Source organism: Rhodococcus sp. C-2, assembly GCF_027854095.1.
Taxonomy (GTDB): domain Bacteria; phylum Actinomycetota; class Actinomycetes; order Mycobacteriales; family Mycobacteriaceae; genus Rhodococcus_F; species Rhodococcus_F qingshengii.
The window spans coordinates 205,402-222,159 of record NZ_JAQGFI010000004.1 but is presented as its reverse complement, the minus strand read 5'-3'; the positions used below and the strand labels follow the sequence as shown (position 1 = coordinate 222,159).

18 protein-coding genes are annotated in these 16,758 nt (G+C 64.3%); 10 read left to right on the top strand and 8 right to left on the bottom strand.

Annotation, left to right across the window (positions count from 1 at the left end; translation table 11 throughout):
- Positions 1-9: 9 nt before the first annotated feature.
- The gene (locus PCS43_RS10175; RefSeq protein ID WP_007727305.1) at positions 10-924 is read left to right on the top strand and encodes a CoA transferase subunit A; all 915 of its coding nucleotides are present in this window, start codon (positions 10-12) and stop codon (positions 922-924) included.
- Positions 921-1,706, top strand: coding sequence for a 3-oxoadipate--succinyl-CoA transferase subunit B (locus tag PCS43_RS10170; protein ID WP_003940707.1), 786 nt, complete (start codon positions 921-923; stop codon positions 1,704-1,706). Before PCS43_RS10175 ends, PCS43_RS10170 begins: the two co-directional genes overlap by 4 nt.
- Here PCS43_RS10170 and PCS43_RS10165 read toward each other — a convergent pair.
- Entirely contained in the window at positions 1,687-2,868 is a 1,182-nt protein-coding gene (locus tag PCS43_RS10165) for an aminotransferase-like domain-containing protein (RefSeq protein ID WP_065352211.1), read from the bottom strand. The two genes, PCS43_RS10170 and PCS43_RS10165, sit on opposite strands and share 20 nt — an antisense overlap.
- Positions 2,869-3,049: 181 nt before the next feature.
- The gene (locus PCS43_RS10160) at positions 3,050-4,453 is read right to left on the bottom strand and encodes an NAD(P)H-quinone dehydrogenase (RefSeq protein WP_003940987.1); all 1,404 of its coding nucleotides are present in this window, start codon (positions 4,451-4,453) and stop codon (positions 3,050-3,052) included.
- 154 nt (positions 4,454-4,607) lie between these two features.
- Between PCS43_RS10160 and PCS43_RS10155 the strand changes: the two genes are divergently transcribed.
- Positions 4,608-5,078 (top strand): gamma-glutamylcyclotransferase, encoded by a 471-nt coding sequence (locus PCS43_RS10155; RefSeq protein ID WP_003940753.1) that lies wholly within the window; start codon positions 4,608-4,610, stop codon positions 5,076-5,078.
- A 13-nt stretch (positions 5,079-5,091) separates the two neighbouring features.
- On the opposite strand, the gene PCS43_RS10150 is transcribed toward PCS43_RS10155, so the two are convergent.
- Genes PCS43_RS10150 through PCS43_RS10135 form a run of 4 tightly spaced genes read right to left on the bottom strand, consistent with a single transcriptional unit; the run spans position 5,092 to position 9,240 of the window.
- Positions 5,092-6,168 carry a hypothetical protein gene (locus PCS43_RS10150; RefSeq protein ID WP_030535059.1) on the bottom strand — a complete coding sequence of 359 codons (1,077 nt, stop codon included), beginning with the start codon at positions 6,166-6,168 and terminating at the stop codon, positions 5,092-5,094.
- 55 nt (positions 6,169-6,223) lie between these two features.
- Positions 6,224-7,372, bottom strand: a complete 1,149-nt coding sequence (locus PCS43_RS10145) for a M20 family metallopeptidase (protein WP_030535060.1) — start codon at positions 7,370-7,372, stop codon at positions 6,224-6,226.
- Positions 7,369-8,529, bottom strand: coding sequence for a M20 family metallopeptidase (locus tag PCS43_RS10140; protein ID WP_003940688.1), 1,161 nt, complete (start codon positions 8,527-8,529; stop codon positions 7,369-7,371). Before PCS43_RS10140 ends, PCS43_RS10145 begins: the two co-directional genes overlap by 4 nt.
- A 12-nt stretch (positions 8,530-8,541) precedes the next feature.
- A complete protein-coding gene (locus PCS43_RS10135) occupies positions 8,542-9,240 on the bottom strand; it encodes an enoyl-CoA hydratase-related protein (protein WP_003940710.1) in 699 nt (232 codons plus the stop codon).
- A gap of 67 nt (positions 9,241-9,307) precedes the next feature.
- Between PCS43_RS10135 and PCS43_RS10130 the strand changes: the two genes are divergently transcribed.
- Positions 9,308-10,105 (top strand): purine-nucleoside phosphorylase, encoded by a 798-nt coding sequence (locus PCS43_RS10130; protein WP_030535061.1) that lies wholly within the window; start codon positions 9,308-9,310, stop codon positions 10,103-10,105.
- Entirely contained in the window at positions 10,102-11,694 is a 1,593-nt protein-coding gene (locus tag PCS43_RS10125; RefSeq protein WP_042449625.1) for a phospho-sugar mutase, read from the top strand. The genes PCS43_RS10130 and PCS43_RS10125 overlap by 4 nt, the downstream gene beginning before the upstream one ends.
- Here the strand turns inward: PCS43_RS10125 and upp are convergent.
- Complete coding sequence (gene upp, locus PCS43_RS10120; RefSeq protein WP_007727319.1) at positions 11,691-12,314, bottom strand: uracil phosphoribosyltransferase; 624 nt, start codon at positions 12,312-12,314, stop codon at positions 11,691-11,693. The genes PCS43_RS10125 and upp overlap by 4 nt on opposite strands.
- Positions 12,315-12,395: 81 nt before the next feature.
- On the opposite strand from upp, the gene PCS43_RS10115 reads away from it, so the two are divergent.
- From PCS43_RS10115 to PCS43_RS10095, 5 genes are read left to right on the top strand one after another with little or no spacing between them, the layout of a single operon-like run.
- Positions 12,396-12,710 (top strand): type VII secretion target, encoded by a 315-nt coding sequence (locus PCS43_RS10115; RefSeq protein ID WP_042449627.1) that lies wholly within the window; start codon positions 12,396-12,398, stop codon positions 12,708-12,710.
- Complete coding sequence (locus PCS43_RS10110) at positions 12,707-13,717, top strand: C40 family peptidase (RefSeq protein ID WP_209908112.1); 1,011 nt, start codon at positions 12,707-12,709, stop codon at positions 13,715-13,717. The genes PCS43_RS10115 and PCS43_RS10110 overlap by 4 nt, the downstream gene beginning before the upstream one ends.
- Positions 13,718-13,726: 9 nt before the next feature.
- Complete coding sequence (locus PCS43_RS10105) at positions 13,727-14,068, top strand: hypothetical protein (RefSeq protein ID WP_162114158.1); 342 nt, start codon at positions 13,727-13,729, stop codon at positions 14,066-14,068.
- On the top strand, positions 14,065-14,364 hold the full coding sequence (locus PCS43_RS10100) for a YbaB/EbfC family nucleoid-associated protein (RefSeq protein WP_007727324.1): 300 nt from the start codon (positions 14,065-14,067) through the stop codon (positions 14,362-14,364). The genes PCS43_RS10105 and PCS43_RS10100 overlap by 4 nt, the downstream gene beginning before the upstream one ends.
- A 47-nt stretch (positions 14,365-14,411) precedes the next feature.
- On the top strand, positions 14,412-15,650 hold the full coding sequence (locus PCS43_RS10095) for a hypothetical protein (RefSeq protein ID WP_003940713.1): 1,239 nt from the start codon (positions 14,412-14,414) through the stop codon (positions 15,648-15,650).
- 15 nt (positions 15,651-15,665) lie between these two features.
- Here the strand turns inward: PCS43_RS10095 and PCS43_RS10090 are convergent, their stop codons facing one another.
- Complete coding sequence (locus PCS43_RS10090; RefSeq protein WP_007727325.1) at positions 15,666-16,751, bottom strand: adenosine deaminase; 1,086 nt, start codon at positions 16,749-16,751, stop codon at positions 15,666-15,668.
- Between the last annotated feature and the right edge of the window lie 7 nt (positions 16,752-16,758).

Sequence of the window (16,758 nt, the reverse complement as noted above, 5' to 3'; positions counted from 1 at the left end):
GGTACAGACGTGGACAAGACCCTCTCGATGAAAGAGGCCGTCGGCCGATACGTCGAAGACGGGATGACCGTTGCGCTGGAGGGATTTTCGCATCTCATTCCTTTTGCCGCGGCACACGAGATCATCCGGCAGGGCAGAAAGGACCTCACCCTCTGCCGGATGACGCCGGACATCGTTTCCGATCAACTCGTCGCCGCCGGCTGCGTCCGAAAGCTGGTTGCCTCGTTCTTCGCCAGTGGCTCCGCAGGTTCTCTGTACGAGTTACGCAGACGCATCGAGAACCAGGACCCGCTCCCCCTCGAAGTCGAGGAATACAGCCATTACGGCATGGTGTGCCGGTATCAGGCGGGAGCGGCCAGACTTCCCTTCTTCCCGCTGCGGTCGTACGCCGGTAGTGATCTACCCGCACTCAACCCACAACTGAGACTCGTCGAGGATCCGTACGGAGGCGGGAGCGTCTACGTTGTGCCGCCGTTGAATCCGGATGTGACGATCATCGGCGCACAGCGAGCGGACACGTCCGGGAACGCACAGATCTGGGGCATCGCCGGGGTGCAGCAAGAAGCCGTTTACGCCGCGAAGAAGGCGATCGTCGTTGTGGAAGAGCTTGTCGACGACGAGGTCATCAGGTCAGATCCGAGCCGAACTCTGATTCCCTCGCACGCCGTCGACGCGGTTGTCGTCTGCCCGCGCGGCGCGCACCCGTCGTACGCACAGGGATACTACGACCGCGATTGCGGCTTCTACCGACGCTGGACCGAGATTTCCAAAGACCCTTCGTTGCTGAGAAATTGGCTCGACGAATGGGTGTACACACTCGGCGATCACGACGAATATCTCGCCAAGCTCGGAGCCGACTACTGGTCGGATCTCGAGGTCGAATCAAAACTCTCCACACCTGTCGACTACGGGAGCAGACTGTGACCACCACGATTGTCAGCGGTAACACCACCTCCACCGAAACGATCGTCGCCGTCGCGGCACGCGAGTTGGCGGGTAAGCGCCGGGTCTTCGCCGGAGTCGGGCTCCCCACGCTCGCAGTCGATCTCGCGCGCCACACGTCGAATCCGGACGTAGAACTGATCTACGAATCCGGAGTGTGCGGCGCGCATCCGTCGGCGATGGCCGAAGGTATTGCCGACTCCGTCGTGGTCTCCGGCGCCGAATCCGTGCTCAGTATGGCCGCACTCTTCGGTTATGTCCTGCAAGGTGGCAACGTCGACGTCGGTTTTCTCGGGGCCGCTCAAATCGATCGAACGGGAAGCCTGAACACAAGTTTCATCGGTGACTGGAAGAACCCGACGGTCAGACTGCCCGGAGCAGGCGGGGCCGTCGAGATCATCGCGAACGCGGCCGAGATCTTCGTAGTGATGCGTCGCCACGACCTCAGTTCCTTTCCGGCCGCGCTCGACTTCTGCACCTCACCCAGCCCCGCCCGCGCCCACGCCAGCGGAAAGGGCATCATGCCGGCAGGTGCAGGAGTGACAAAGGTGTTCACCAACCTCGGTGTCCTGACACACCAGGGCCCCGGCGGCGAGTTGGAGCTGACCAGTGTCCACGAAGGCATCTCGGTCGATCAGGTGCGAGAGGCGACGGGATGGGATCTGGCCGTCGCCGACCACGTCACCGTCACCACCCCACCGTCCGGTACGGAGATCGATCTGCTCCGCAACACTATCGACAAAGTCAGGCTGTACCTGCGGTGACACTGTCCCGGAGCCTGCCGACGGCGTCGACCAGCACCGCTTCGGGATACGTCGCGAAACACAGTCGAGCGCTTCGACCAAGGTCCGCTTCGACCGCGAAGGCCGAACCTGGGACAAATGCCACGCCATGCGCGAGCGCGGCACCCAGGAGTTCGGTGGTGTCGACGTCGTCGAGGAAATCCATCCAACAGAACATCCCGCCGCGGACCTCGGAAAAGCGTGCACGCCCACTCAATTCCGTCTCGGCGGCCGTGACCAACGTCTTCGCCCTCGCGCCGTACCCCGCTCGAAGCACGTCGAGATGCGCGTCGAACCATTCGACGTCGGAGAAGAGGTCTGCGGCGATCTGCTGGGTGAGCGAAGACCCGCACAGGTCAGCGCCTTGCTTGATCAGTTCGACCGCCTCGCAGACCTTTCGGTCGCCGTGCAGCCAGCCGACGCGCAGCGCCGGTGCCAACACTTTGGAAGCACTGGACAGCCGAATCACCCTGTCCGACAACGCCGCCAGCGGTGCGGGCGGTTTCTCGCCGAAGTACAGTTCGCCGTACGGGTCGTCCTCGAGCACCCAGAACCCGTATCGGTCCGCCAGTGCCGCCAAGTGCGCTCGCCGCTGCGCCGAAAGCACCGCGCCGCGCGGGTTGTGGAAATTGCTCACGGTGTGAACAACTTTGGGCCGAAGACCGGCGTCGAGTTTCGTCTCGAGCGCGTCGGTGTCCATTCCGTCCTCGTCGAGTTGGACGGGAACGAGACGGGCCTGCGCCGTTCGAAAGACCTGCAGCGCACCGGTATATGCCGGTTCCTCCACGACCACGACGTCACCGGCGTCGAGGAGGACCTGCGCGAGCAAGCTCAAACCTTGCTGAGAACCGTGGGTGATCACGACTTCGGACACGTCGAGTGTCCGCCCGATCTTGGATGATTCGCGCTCGGCGATCACCTCACGGAGGCGCCGCAGGCCTGACGTCTCGCCGTACTGAACGGACGAGGGGTCACCGAGTGCGTCGTGGGCTGCCTTCGAGATTCGCTCCCGCGGAATGAAATCGGGATCGGGCAGTCCGCCGGCCAAGCTGATGACGTCGGGCCGGGCAGTCAGGGTGAGCAGATCGCGAATTGCAGAACTACGGAGTCCGTCCATGCGAGCGGACAGCGCGGCGTGTGTCATATGAAGCTCCCAGGCACGCAGAATGAAGGTCAGAGGAAAAACACCCTGAGCCGTCCTGGGTCAACGGGGCGGGAGAGCGCCGAGATACCGACCCTTGATTCGGTCGGTATCTCGACTATCCCACCAATACTTCAGTATATGAAACAGAGTTCCCACATTGTAAGAAGACTCTGGTCGGTTGTCAGTCCAGGTCGTCGTGACGCATGAGCTGACGAGCAGCCTCGGTGATCGATCCGGTCAGCGACGGGTACACCGAGAACGTCTGCGCCAGGTCGTTGACCGTCAGGTTGTTCTGTACGGCGATCGCGATCGGCAGGATCAGTTCCGAAGCAGTGGGTGCGACCACAACACCGCCGATGACCACGCCGGTAGCCGGGCGGCAGAAAATCTTCACGAATCCGCGACGCAAACCGGACATCTTGGCGCGCGGGTTGGTGTTGAGCGGCAACATGACGGTGCGCGCAGGCACCTCTCCGTTGTCGATCGCTGCCTGCGAAACACCCACCGTTGCAATTTCGGGGCGTGTGAAGACGGCCGACGCGACGGTCTTCAACTTGATCGGGCTGACGCCTTCACCCAGTGCGTGGTACATCGCGATACGTCCCTGCATCGCAGCCACCGACGCGAGCGGGAGCAGTCCGGTGCAGTCACCGGCAGCGTAGATACCGGAAACCGTGGTGCGCGAGACCCGGTCGACACGCAGGTATCCACCCTTGTCCAACTCGATGCCGACCCGCTCCAGGCCGAGACCGTTGGTGTTGGGGACGGAACCGACGGTCATCAGAGCGTGGCTTCCTTCGACCGTGCGGCCGTCGGAGAGCTTGACGACGATGCCCTTCTCGGTGCGCTCGACGGCGTCCGCGCGGGCGTGCTTGACGAGGGTGACACCGCGCTCGGCGAGGGCGTCCTCGAGCACGAGCGCCGCATCGGCATCCTCGCCGGGCAGAACACGGTCGCGACTGGACACGAGCGTGACCTTGACGCCCATCTCGGTGTACGCGGAGACGAACTCGGCACCGGTGACACCGGAACCGACCACGACCAGGTGCTCGGGAAGCTCGTCCAAGTCGTAGAGCTGGCGCCACGTCATGATTCGCTCACCGTCGGGCTCGGCTCCCGGGATGATGCGGGGGCTGGCGCCGGTGGCGATCAACACGACGTCTGCGTCGATGGTCTTCTGCTCGCCGCTTCCGAGCGTCGCGCGAACCTGGTGTGCTGCCATGCCGAGGAGTGGATCGGTCAGTTCGGCGGTGCCGGAGAGAACCTCGACGCCTACCGTCTGCAACCGTGCGCGAATGTCCGAGGACTGGGACAATGCGAGACTCTTGACTCGGGAGTGGATCTTCGGCAGTGACACCGAAGCCTGCTCCGGATCCAGAGTGATGCCGAGGTCGGATGCACGACGCATGTCGGTGCGGATTCCGGTGGACGCGATGAACGTCTTCGACGGGACACAGTCGAACAGCACACACGCACCGCCGACGCCGTCCGAATCGACCAGGGTGACCGTGGCCCCGTGCTGCGCGGCTACCAGTGCCGCCTCGTAGCCGGCGGGTCCGCCACCGATGATCACGATCCGGGTCATGTGTCCTCCAAGTCCTCGCGTGGCCGGCAGGGGTCTCCCGTCGACCAGTGTCACGCTATTCGAGCACCACGTGTCGCGCAGTGCTTGTACCAGATTACTTGCGTCCGGTGGTCCGCTTCGCCACACCCTCGGACCACGGTTTAGGCTTGCGCCCGTGTCGATTTATGCCGCCTACGGTTCCAACATGCATCCCGAGCAGATGTTGTTGCGCTGCCCACACTCCCCCATGTCCGGGACAGGGTGGCTGCGAGGCTGGCGCCTGACCTTCAGCGGCGAGGACCTCGGCTGGGAGGGTGCTCTCGCCACCGTGGTCGAAGATCCCGATTCCAGTGTTTTCGTGGTGCTCTACGACGTCCCGGAAGAGGACGAAGTGAGTCTGGACCGCTGGGAAGGTGCCGAACTGGGTCTGCACCGCAAGATCCGCGTGCGGGTCGACACCGCCGGCGACGCGGTACTTGCGTGGCTCTACGTCATGGATGCGTACGAAGGCGGGCTGCCGTCGGCCCGCTACATCGGTGTGATGGCCGACGCTGCCGAGATTGCCGGAGCGCCGGCCGAGTACGTACGAGAGTTGCGGACGAGAAACAGCCGCAATGTCGGTCCGGGTAACGGTGTTACCGATTAGATAGCTGTCCTGCTCAAAGCAGCAGGAAATACGCGAGCACTGCCAGTGCTGCGAGCACCACCACAACCGTCACGCCGATGAGCACACGCTTGGAACCGCGCGACTCCGATTCGCCTGCGACAACTGCAGTTTCCGGCTCGGCGGTCGCCACCCCGGCAGCGGTTTCTGCCGCCACCTTCTCGCGTCCCAGGGTGTCGAATACCTCGGTCACGTCGTGTGAAGGCGGCAATCCGATCGGCACGATAGTGTGCGACGTCGAGGTGAATCCGGCAGCCAGAATTGCGGCTCCCAGCGCAGCCGACTGCTCAGGTCCGGGACCGAGTTCACATCTGACACCGAGCTTTTCGGCAATCCCGGCCGCTATGGACATCATGGCCGCTTTGTCTGTCGCCGGTTCGCCGTCACCGGTGACGACTACGGCGTCCAGGTTCTCCGGCATCCAACCGAACGCACCCAGAGCCGTCGCGAGGCGTGAACTCGGCGAACTCCCGTCGCCGGCAAAGCCGAATGCACGGCCGGCCGCGACACCAGAACGCACGAGGGTGACCGCTGCCCCGGTGTCGTCCACGTGATAGATGCCGATGAGCGTGCCGGCGAGTGCCGCGATTTCCGACTCGAACCACGCCGACACGGCCTCGGCATCCGAGACGAGTGTGACCCGTTCGAGGCCCGCGTAGACCAGCGAATCCTGCATGAGGGCCGCTGTCGACGAGTCCCAGCGTGACGGGTAGGTCGCGACGATGTCGGGCGCTCCCCCGCTTCGACCACCACGATCGGGCAGCGGCTCGCATTCCTGCAACAGACAGCGAATCGAGGTCGCCACCAAATCCTCGGCGCGGTAACGAGTATCGGCAGTTCCCGCGACGCCACTCGGGTCCCCGACGCGACCGACAAAGCCCGACCAGCTCTCGGCGAACTCACGGCCGGCACCCAGTTGCTCGGTGCCACCGAGCACCGTCGTTCCGTCCTTGCGTTGATTGAGGATCGTGTCCCGAACCAATACCACCGGATCGGCCGAACCCGGATCGTTCGACGCAACGACAGCCGTCGACACCAATGTGCCGATTCGCACTCCCACACCTATGGACATGCCCGTACCTTCACTCGAACGACACGAAAAACGGTACCCCCGACGGGAACCGGAACTATCCCAGAACCAGGCTCGTCAGAACCTTCACACCGACGCCGAGTGCTCGCTCGTCGAGATCGAAAGTGGGTTGGTGGATGTCGAGCTGATCGCCCTCACCCGACCACACGCCGAGCCGCGCCATGGCACCCGGCACGGTTTCGAGGTACCACGAAAAGTCTTCGCCACCACCGGATTGCGGGGTGTCCGCCAAAGCATCTTGTCCGACGGTCGCGATGGCGTCCTCGAACATCCGAGTGGACACCTCGTCGTTGACGACCGGAGGCACTCCGCGACGATAGTTGAGTTGGTAGCGAACTCCGGTGGGTGCGAGCAGTCCGTGGACGATTTCTTCCACGAGCGGTTCGAGCAACTCCCAGGTGTCGTGATCGCCGGTACGTACCGTGCCCGTCATCATGCCGGTCTGCGGAATCGCGTTGGGCGCCTGACCTGCGCTGACCGCGCCCCACACCATGACGGTTCCGGTACGCGGATCGATACGACGGCTGAGCATTCCCGGCAGCCCGGTCACGACGGTGCCGAGCGCGTAGATCAGATCCGTGGTCAAATGCGGCCGCGACGTGTGCCCACCCGGAGAGTCGAGGACGACCTCGATCGTGTCGGCAGCAGAGGTGATCGCACCCAGGCGCATTCCCACCTGGCCTGCCTCGAGTCGCGGATCGCAGTGCAGAGCAAAGATTCTGGACACACCGTCGAGCGCGCCCGCGGCGATGACGTCGAGTGCTCCGCCAGGCATGACTTCCTCGGCGGGCTGGAATATCAGCCGAACCCCGACGGGAAGTTCGGGCAGCGCGGCCAGAGCCAGTCCGGCGCCGAGCAAGATGGTGGTGTGGGCGTCGTGGCCGCACGCATGGGACACACCGGGGACCGTGGACGAGTACGTCGCTCCGGTCGCCTCCTGCATCGGCAAAGCGTCCATGTCGGCGCGCAGTGCGATTCGTGGACCCTCCGGTCCGATATCGCACGTGAGACCGGTGCCACCGGGAAGGATCTTCGGCGACAATCCAGCGGCAGTGAGGCGGGTGGCGACGAATTCGGTGGTCGCGTATTCGCGGCGAGCCAACTCCGGGTTGGCATGGATGTGTCGACGCCACGCGACGAGGTCGTCGGTGTGCGCGTGAATCCACGTGTCGATTGCCGCGTTCACCGGCGATCTACCCCTTCCAACAGACGGGCGCGTTGTTCTGGATCGGACGCTACCCGGACAGCAGTGCGGGCCAACGCAATTGCACCGTCGACTACCGCTCGATCTGCGGAGGTGGTGATACACGCAGCCGCGAACTCCGGCTGATGTGTCACTGCCCCCGATGAATCCAAGCCTATGACCGGGTGAATTCCCGGAATCACATTGGTCACATTACCCATATCCGTACTACCCAGTGGACGGGAGCGCTCCCATTCCGCTGCCAGTGGCACCCGCCCGAGATCGACGATCTGTTCACGGTACGCCGCCGCCAGCCACGGATCGGGGGTCAACTCGGTGTAAGTAGGCGATACCGTGCGGATTTCGTGGGTGCACCCGGTGCCGAGTGCACCCGAGGCGAAGCACGCGTCGGCACGCTCGGACAGATTGGCCAACGACGCGGCCGTTTCGGCACGCAGGTAGTAGAGCAATTCGGACCGAGCCGGAACGATGTTGGGAGCCGTGCCGCCGTCACTGACGATTCCGTGAATCTGCTGACCTGGCTGCAGGTGCTGACGCAACAGTCCGACCGCCACCTGAGCGAGAGTCGCTGCGTCGGCGGCGTTACGACCGAACTCCGGCGCAGCAGACGCATGCGCCTCGCGACCGTGATAACTCACGGCGATGTCCGCCAAGGCCAGCGAGGTCGCACCGATGATGTCGATCGGCCCTGGATGAACCATCATGGCCGCGCCGACGCCGTCGAAGGCACCACGCTCGAGCATCAGGACCTTGCCGCCACCGGTTTCCTCCGCCGGAGTACCGATCACTCGGACGGTGATCCCCAGTTCGTCGGCCACGGTAGCCAACGCGATGCCGGCCCCGACCGCTGCGGCGGCAATGATGTTGTGCCCACAGGCATGACCGATCTCGGGCAGCGCGTCGTACTCGGCGCAGATCGCGATGACCAACTCTCCGCTGCCGTAGGTGGCATCGAAAGCCGTCGGCAGATCGACGATCCCGTGAGTGACCGCGAAACCGTGCTGCGCCAGCAGGTCCGACACTTTGGCAGCGCTGCGGAACTCCTCGAAGGCGAGTTCCGGGTCGCTGTGAATCGAATGCGACAGCGCAATCAGATCGGCCTCTACGGACCTGACTGCGCTGTCGACATTCTGGTTCACGCGATCATTGTCTCACCCGAAGGAGAAGTTGCTCTTGTCAGTCACCTGAGCGAGGTCTGCAAGAGCATCGCGGTGGATGCCTGCCTTGATTCCCGCCAAGTTCTTGCCGTGAGTCGACGTCAGTGCCGACGCCTTGGCCACAGCAGCGGCGAGCACTCCGTCGCCGTCGACCGTTTCCTGCACGATGCCGGCAGCGAGTGCGTCGGCGCCGCCGAAGCGACGCCCCGTCGTCATGGCATCGACTGCCGTCTGCTTGGGCAGACGACTGTTCAGCAGTGCAGACATCCCGACAGTGAACGGCATGTTCAGTCCCACCTCGGGCAGGCAGTAGAAGCCGCGGTCCGCGCGCATGATCTGGAAATCGTGCGAGGACGCGAGCATGGCGCCGGCGCCGAACGCGTGCCCCTGCACGGCCGCGACCGTGGCCATCGGGAAGGTCAGCAAACGGCTGTAGATGGTGTGGACCTTGTCCAGGTAGCCGGGGAGACCGTCGAGATTGCCGAAGATCCACGTCGTGTCCAGGCCGTTCGTGTAGAACTTGCCCGTCGCCGTCGTCACCAGGGCTGCGGGCCCCTCGTGCGCTTCGACCTCGTCCAACTTGCTGTGAACAGCGTCGATCCACTCAGGGCCGAAGCGGTTCTCGTTGTCCGTTTCGCCCTCGTTGCCGAGGTACAGGATGAATACGTCGCCGTCGCGTTCGAGATAAGGCATGGATGGGAGAGTAACGCCCGCCAACTCACCCGGCGAACCGACCCGACTCCTCAGTAGGGTTGCTCACATGGGAACGATCGCCGAGGCCGCCGCCGCTGCTCTGTCCGCCATGACTGGCTCTTCGTCACCGTCAGTCGCCATCGTGCTCGGGTCGGGGTGGACCGATGCCGCAGACGTGTTCGGCGACGCCGGTGCGGACGTGACAGCCGAAGTCTCGATGGCGGATCTTCCTGGCTTCGCCCCACCGTCCGCTCTCGGCCATGCGGGCACCATTCGTTCGGTGCGCGTCGGAAACACCGAAGTCCTGCTGCTGCTCGGGCGCGCGCACGCATACGAGGGCCACGATCTCGGTACCGTCGTCCACCCGGTCCGGACAGCCATTGCTGCCGGTGCCCAAACGGTCATCCTCACCAATGCGGCCGGCGGTATTGCTGAAAACTACACAGTCGGTCAACCGGTGCTGATCAGTGACCACCTGAACCTGACGGCCCGCTCTCCCCTCGTCGGCGCAGAGTTCGTCGACCTGGTCGACGCCTACTCGCCGGAACTGCGTGCGCTGGCTCGCTCGATCGACCCGGACCTTGCCGAGGGTGTTTACGCCGGGCTTCCCGGTCCGCACTACGAGACTCCAGCCGAGATTCGAATGCTTCGTACACTCGGCGCCGATCTGGTCGGCATGTCGACAGTTCACGAGACCATCGCGGCTCGCGCGCTCGGCGCCCGCGTTCTCGGCATCTCCATGGTCACCAATCTGGCCGCCGGAATCACGGGCGCCCCGCTCGACCATCAGGAAGTGCTGGCGGCAGGCAAAGCCTCGGCGGCCCGGATGGGAGTGCTGCTGCGTCAACTGGTCGAGCAGCTGTGACACCACTGAACGTCACCGAGTGGATCGACGCCGATCCGGACCCGGTTACCCGCGCAGAATTAGCCGCCCTTTCCGAACATGAACTGACCGAACGCTTTTCCGCACCACTGACGTTCGGCACTGCTGGGCTTCGCGGGCCGGTGCGCGGTGGACCCAACGGCATGAACCTCGCGGTCGTCATCCGGACCACCGCCGGTCTGGCGGCCTGGCTGACAGCTCGCTGCCAGGGCGGGTCCCGCGTTGTGGTCGGCCGCGACGCCCGGCTCGGTTCAGAGGCATTTGCTCTCGCCGCCGCCGAGGTCATGGCAGCGGCCGGGTTCGAGGTGACCCTGCTCCCCCGCCCACTGCCGACACCGCTGGTGGCGTTCGCGGTGCGCAGGCTCGGGGCAGCGGCAGGTATCCAGATCACCGCCTCCCACAATCCTGCCGCCGACAACGGTTACAAGGTGTATCTCTCGGGCGGAGCGCAACTCGTCTCCCCCGCCGATCGTGAAATCGAGAGCGAGATCGCTCGCATCGGTAGTGCCGCCGACGTCGCGCGAGCATCGGTGATTCCGGCCGACGATTCTCTGGTCGAGGAGTACATCGCCCGCATCGCGACCCTCCCGCACGGCGACGCCCGCTCGATCCGGATTGCGCTCACGGCAATGCACGGCGTCGGGGGTGAGACTGCGACCGCGGCTCTGCGAGCAGCAGGATTCGAGGACCTGCACGTCGTGGCGGAGCAGTTCGATCCCGACCCCACGTTTCCGACCGTCGAGTTCCCCAATCCCGAAGAGCCCGGCGCCGCAGACCGCCTGCTCGCCCTTGCCCGAAGTGTCGACGCGGATCTGGCGATCGCACTCGACCCGGATGCCGACCGCTGCGCCGTCGGAGTTCGCGACGGTGATCAGTGGCGCATGTTGCGCGGCGACGAAACCGGGGTGCTCCTGGCCGACCACGTACTGAGCACGGCGCCCGAAGATTCGTTGGTGGCGACGACGATCGTCTCCTCGACCCTGCTCTCGAAGTTGGCGAGAGCCCGCGGAGCCAGGTTTGCGCAGACACTCACCGGTTTCAAGTGGCTCACGCGTGCCGGCGACGGACTCGTCTACGCCTACGAGGAAGCGATCGGGCACTGCGTCGATCCGGATGTGGTGCGGGACAAGGACGGAATTTCAGCTGCCGTTCTGGTGGCCGACTTGGCTGCCACCCTCGCGGTCAGCAACAGAACCCTGCTGGACGTTCTGGGCGACTATGCCGTCGAATTCGGACTGCATCGTGGGGACCAAGTATCCCGCCGCGTCGAGGACTCGAGTGACATCGCGGAAATGATGAAACGGCTACGCGCCGATCCGCCTGGCCAACTCGCGGGTGAGCCGGTCACGACCGAGGACTTGTCCCTGGTTCGCGGTGGTATGCGCACCGACGCAGTGATATTCGACGGGCCGTCGATCCGCGTGGTTGTTCGACCGTCCGGAACCGAGCCCAAGCTCAAGTGCTATCTCGAAGTTGTCGTCCCGGTGGCGAACCGCGCCGACCTCGCGAACGCAGTAGAGCAGGCGAAGGCCCGGCTGGCCGAACTCCGAACCTTCGCCTTTTCGCTCTAGCGGGGTCCGAACTGCCGATCGCCGGCGTCACCGAGACCGGGGACGATGAAAGCGTTCTCGTCGAGTCCGTCGTCGATGCTCGCGATGACCAGACGAACCGGGTGGCCGGACGCTGCCAGCGCGTCGACGCCGGCCGGAGCGGCCACGACGCACACTGCCGTGACATCCGTCGCGCCACGCGCAACCAGCAAGTCGATGGTGTGCACCATCGAACCACCGGTGGCGAGCATCGGATCGAGCACGAACACCGGGATCCCGGACAGATCCGCCGGCAGGGATTCGAGGTACGGAACCGGCTGATGAGTCTCTTCGTCACGTGCCATTCCGACAAAGCCGACGCCGGCCGACGGAATCAGCGCACTCGCCTGTTCGACCATGCCCAGACCGGCCCGCAGCACGGGTACCAACAACGGCGGCTTCGCGAGCCGGATGCCCGTCGTCGCTGCCACCGGGGTGTCGACCGGGAACTCCTCGACCTCCGCGTCACGCATGGCCTCGTAGACCAGCATGTGCGTGAGCCTGCGAAGTGCGGAACGAAAAGTCGCGTTCTCACTGCGTGCGTCACGCATTGTCGTCAAGAGGGCCGCCGCGAGCGGATGGTCGACTACGTGCGTTTGCATGACCATCAGAATAGTTCCTCGGGAACCGGAGCACCCCGCGCGGCGTCCAAGAAGGAGTAAGCGCAACGGGGGGAAGACAAGTTGACAAATCTGGATCTGGACACTGAAAGCATCGCGGAGTTCGCCACGCGGTTGGGCACTGTTGCCGACAACGTCGCGCAAGCTCGACAGGACGCGGCGGGTGGCGATCACATGGCTCTGTCCGCTGTGCTCGGGCTGATCGGCGGCGACTTCGTCGGCGTCGCGGGCCGGGCACAACAAGCGCACATCGACGACATCGATCGACTGTCCACTGTAATTTCCAGTGTCCGGTCGGCCGCCCTCGACGCTCATGCCGTCTATCTCGACTCCGAGGAATCGGTACGAAGGGCTCTCACCGAAGCCGCACGCTCATGATCGACGTCGACGCACTCGCACGACCGATCATCGACCTGGTCGACACTGTCGGGACTGGTGTCCCCAGCGCAAGTGGACCCGACGTCGGCATCCGAATCGCCACGGACGCCCTCGAGATCGCCTACCAACTGGGAAGCGCGGCACTGAGCGAACTGGCGTCCTCTCAGAGTTCGTCCACGGCGCTCACTGCTGCGGTGACCAAAACCGAGCAGACGCAGACGTCGACGCGAAACCTCGCCGATCGTGGGACCGACATCGCCGGCGTCGTGGACGAAGCGACAACGTCCGTGTACGCGGGAATGACCGAACTCGGTGAGATTCTCCAGTCGTTTCTGACACTCGCGATCAAGGCCGGGCCGACGCTGATGACACCGACGGGCCAATTGATGTTGTTGTCGGCCGCGTTGGAGCACCTCGGACGCGCGGTATCGGTTATCGAGCGGGTACGCGGTGAGCTGGCCGGGTCGACCGACAAGATGTCCGCACTCGTCCCGTCCGTCCCGATACCCGATCCCGCACCTGGAGTCTCCGGTTCGGCGGGTGGTTCCGGCGATTCTGTCGATTCACTCCTCGCGACACCGCGCTCCGGAGCAACCGGCGCCAGCAGTTCAGGTGGCGTTGAGGTCGAACTTCCCGACGGCTCGATTGCCACCGCACCGAACGCCGAGGCCGCTGCTGCCGTACGCAACGCGCTCACTCAACAGGGTGTCCCGTACGCCTGGGGAGGCACGACACCCGGAGTCGGTCTGGACTGCAGTGGTCTGACGCAATGGGCGTACGGCCAGGCCGGAGTCGATATTCCGAGGTTGGCTCAGGAACAGGGAATCGGGAACCAGGTCGATCAGAACAATCTGATGCCGGGCGACCTCGCGGTCTGGGACGGACACGTCGCCATGGTGATCGGCAACGGTCAGATGGTCGAAGCCGGCGATCCTGTCGAGATCAGCGCCATCCGAACCACGAACAGCGGCATGGGCTTTCACGGCTTCTACCGTCCGACGGAATGACAGGGAATCATGCCCGAGAACAAGCGCGAATCACCGCCGATCATCACAGCCGTAGCCGTCAACCGCGCCGGAACCATCGCGGTCCGCGCCACGGAGCACGCCGTGCCCGTGGACCTGCGGATCAGCCAGGACGAACTGCGGTACGGCGGGCAGCGGTTGGCGCAGCAGATACTCACGCTGTGCTCACATGCAGCAATCGAAGCCGGCGCCCGCCATCGTGTGGAGCTCGAGGAGACCGGAGTCCCGGCAGCGATCCTCGATCGGCTCGGTCTACCGACCCGAGACGAACTGGCCGATGTCGACGCCGCCGAGGGCCAGAACCTTCCGTCGAGCTGGATGCGTTCGATATGAGCGAGATTGATCGAATCATGGAGCTGGCGAAACACCGGACGGGACTCTTGCAGGACGCCGTCGACGGGGTCGGCGCTCTTCGGGTAGTCGTCTCGAGCGAGGGTGGGATAGTCACGGCGACTGTCGACGGGCTGGGCGCTCTGGTCGACCTACGGATCACCGACGCAATCACCGCGATGAATTCTCAGACGGTGGCCGCATTGACGGTGGCCACGATTCACCAGGCAGTTCAACAGTCCAACGACGAACGCGAGCGACTGGTCAGTGAGCTCCGAGTAGCCCTGAAACAAACGTGACGAACCCCCGCTATGCCTTTCGCGCTGCGGTGGATAGGCTTCCGCCCATGGCTGGAGACATCGTCCCTATCGAAATCGGACTCACCGACGGAGACCTCGTCACTTTGTGGGCACCTCGCTGGCGCGAGGGCGACGACGAGTGGGAAGCGTTTCTCGGCCATGAGGAAGACCTCTACGGGTTCTCCTCCGTCGCGGAACTCGCGGCCTTCATCCGAACGGACTCCGACAACGACCTGGTCGAGCATCCGGCGTGGGCCGTCGTCTCCGGACTGTCGGCAGCCGAGTTGGAACCGGAAGAGAACTTCACGTTCGACTTCGTCGGCGTGCCGGAACTGGCCGCAGGTGACCCTGAGGCACTGGTGGTCTCGGAACTCGAAGACACACTGAACATGGCTCGCAACATCGGTGAGGTGTGCGAACTCGACGCGGTCATCCGCTTCTTCAGCGGCCATCCGGTACTCGGCGCGCTTGCCACCGGCGCCGGCACCTTCGAAGGCCGCGAAGGCCTGGAGCTGTGGGACCAGGTCGGCGCTGCGATCGTCAAGGACTGGGACGCCGTTCTCGACGCCATCGACAAGGTGGTCACCTCCCCGAAGGTCGATGCAGCTGCTGTGGCGGTCGCCGAAGCTGAACTGCTCGCTGCCGCCGAGAACACCGTCGACGCCGACGATGTCGCCGAGGAGGGCGAGGACGAGGAATTCGACGAAGACGACCTCGAAGAGGACGAAGACGAAGTCGAGACCTTCTGGGGTGAGGTCGGTGTCGACCCGATCCGCATCATCACCTCGGCCGAGACGTTCTACACTCTGCGCTGCTACATGGGAGATCAGGCGATCTTCCTCGGCAAGGACGGACTGATCACCGTCTTCCGTAGCGAGCGCGCACTCGCTCGCTACCTCGCCGACAACCACGAACACGATCTCTCGCAGGTCAGTACGTACGGCGAAATTCAGAATGCGGCCGTCGACGGTTCACTCGAAATCGAGGTCACGGACGAGAACGTCTACGTTCTGCCCGGTATCGCCGATGACCTCGCCCAGGGCCCGGACGTCGTAGATGCCGAGCAGCTGGAACTCGCAGTCGAATTGTTCACCGATGCAGCGGATTTCGCCGACGACGACTCCACCGAGGAGGCTCTGTCCGCGTCGAACGAGCTGGGTTGGTACGTCTCGTACCTCCTCAACCCCGATCCGTCGCGGATGGCTCCGAGTGCGCCGTTCACCAAGGAATCCGAGGCCTGGCGCGAACTCGAGCGCGAGTTCGAGGCCCGGCTTCGATCTGAGTAGTCGGGCGCACGTCATCTAGCCGATGAGCACGGCGTAGCCCGGCTTGATGACGTCGTCGATCAACGCGAGGCGCTCGTCGAACGGGATGAAGGCCGACTTCATCGCGTTGATGGTGAAGCGTTCGAGATCGGTCCATCCGTAACCGAAGGTCTCGACCAACGCGGCCATTTCCCGGCTCATGGTGGTGTCGCTCATCAGCCTGTTGTCGGTGTTGACGGTCACTCGGAAGCGCAAGTCCGCCAACAGTCCGAACGGATGGTCCGCCAGGGCGGCTACGGCTCCGGTCTGCACGTTCGAACTCGGGCACAGTTCCAGGGGAATGCGCATGTCACGGACGTAGTTCGCGAGCCGACCCAGTTCTGCCCCACCTGGCACGCCTACGTCGATGTCGTCCACGATCCGCACGCCGTGGCCCAACCGATCCGCTCCGCAGAAGGCGATGGCTTCGTGGATCGACGGCAACCCGAAAGCCTCACCCGCGTGAATCGTGAAGTGGGCGTTCGCGTCACGCATGTACTCGAACGCGTCGAGGTGCCGGCTCGGTGGGTTTCCGGCCTCGGCGCCGGCGATGTCGAAACCGACAACCCCGCGGTCCCGGAATCGCACAGCGAGTTCGGCGATCTCCCGCGACCGCGCGGCATGCCTCATCGCCGTGAGAAGACAGCCGATGCGGATCTCCCGTCCCGCGACCCTGGCAGCGGATTCGCCGGCCCGGAAACCTTCGAGAACGTGCTCGACGACCTCGTCCAAACTCAGGCCTTGTTCCAGGTGCTGCTCGGGCGCAAAACGGATCTCGGCATAGACGACGTTGTCGTCGGCCAGATCCTCGGCACACTCACGTGCCACCCGTGCGAGCCCTTCGGGGGTCTGCATCACGGCGACTGTGTGCGCGAACGTTTCGAGGTAGAGCTCGAGCGATCCACTGTCAGCGGCAGTTCGGAACCATTGCGCCAGTTCGGATGCCGTATTCGCCGGCAGCTCGTCGTAGCCACATTGCTCGGCCAGTTCGAGAACGGTCTCGGGTCGGAGTCCTCCGTCGAGATGATCGTGGAGAAGAACTTTGGGTGCGCTGCGGATCGTGGTCAACTCCGGTGCGTTCATTCGCCAA